Annotated in this window: 1 protein-coding gene; it reads right to left on the bottom strand. The window is 44.4% G+C overall.

The window, feature by feature from the left end:
- Window positions 1-65: 65 nt before the first annotated feature.
- Window positions 66-1,406 carry a hypothetical protein gene (locus RRG12_RS36635; protein ID WP_420762584.1) on the bottom strand — a complete coding sequence of 447 codons (1,341 nt, stop codon included), beginning with the start codon at window positions 1,404-1,406 and terminating at the stop codon, window positions 66-68.
- Between the last annotated feature and the right edge of the window lie 130 nt (window positions 1,407-1,536).

The raw sequence follows: 1,536 nt of genomic DNA on the forward strand, positions 1-1,536 counted from the left end.
AACACTCAAAACTCAGCACTCAAAACTCAGGACTGTTATCTCATGGTATCGTAGATTTTTGCAACTTATGGCTGCTGAACCCGTGCTTTAATTCCTCTTGCCTGTAACAATTTCAGATGTTGTTGTACTTGTTCTTTAGTTTTAAAAGCACCCAGATAAATCAATTCTTTGTTGGGTGATAAATAAGCATCAGGAATTACTTGCCGTGCTGAGGCATAAGCCGCGCCTTTATTCTCTATCACTACATGATAAAACCCATCTGTTGCTGGTTTGATTTCTGCATCCGGTTTTGGTGAGGTTGCGATTGGATTAGGCGAGGTTTTTGCTGTTGGAGTGGGAGGCAAATTCAGGGGAGGCAAGGATTGTAGTGTCGGTACTGGTGCTAAGGCGATCGGATTTGTCGGTTTTAGGGCTGTGTTGGGTTCAGGTAATGCCGCTTGAGGATTTGTAGGGTTTTGGGGAGTTGGTTGGACTTTGGGTTTTAAGCCAACTACATCCTTGGGATCTCTCACTTCAGGAAACTCTTGGGCAGCTAGATTGGGATACTTGGGTATAGATGTACTTGGTGGCTGGATTTGAGGTTGGGCATTACTCCCAACTTCCTCGGTATTTTCTGGTGCAGGAGGCGAGTTTCCGTTAAACAAATTGCCTAAACTCCATTGTGGCAAGCTTTTGGGATTGAACACTACATAACCCAAAGTCAGACTCGCCACTAATAGCAGTAACATCGAGCCGATACCCAAAGGTGATAGCAGACTGTCGCTAGAATTGCTTGGTTTCTTAGTTTCTGGTTGTTCTTCTGTCAGACTTCGCAGCAGTGCTTCACTAGATTCTAAATAGTCATCTGGGTGCTTAGGAGTTTCATCTGGCTGCAAGAGATTTTCGCTTTTAGTATTTTTAACGATCGCTGGCACAATGCTACTAGTAAAGTTGGGCGGGGGTGGTGGAAGTTGAGTTTGGGTTTTATCGGAGGTGGAGGAAACATTAAGATTATTCAGTTCCTCGGTTTTTGGCGTAGCTGGCGCTAGGTTTATCTCAGGATTCACAGCTACAGAAGATGGAGGTGGGGGTGATACGTCAATTTTTGCCGTAGCTGGCGCTGAGGTTCCCTGATGATTCACGGGTACAGATGCAGGCGGTACGTTGGTTTTAATTTCCGTTCCTGATGACTGAGTTTTTCCCGATGTTGTAGGAATAACAGTCAACGATTGGGGTTGACTGCTCATATAACTTGCAACACGAGACTGCTTAGATGACACCAAACCACTTCGCGTGCGTCGGTATCGAGCTAACTCTTGATCTAACGGCACTTCTAAACTTGCAAGTGCTGCTGCTAGTACTGGTTTCAAACCAGATGTTTTAGACGATTGATTAGTAGCGGAGTCGTTCAGAGGGTTTTGAGTCATTGCTTCTGTACCTCAAACATAGACATGTTGGAATGAACTTTAGATATATTTGTGACAATAGTAGCGGAAATTATCTAAATAGATTGGGGATTAGGGGAGAGGTGACAGGTGACAGGTGATAGGGAATAAT

This window comes from Nostoc sp. CALU 546, assembly GCF_048836525.1.

What these genes read in the sequence shown, in the direction of transcription:
- RRG12_RS36635 (WP_420762584.1), bottom strand. Translation starts at nt 1,406, where the DNA reads ATGACTCAAAACCCTCTGAACGACTCCGCTACTAATCAATCGTCTAAA.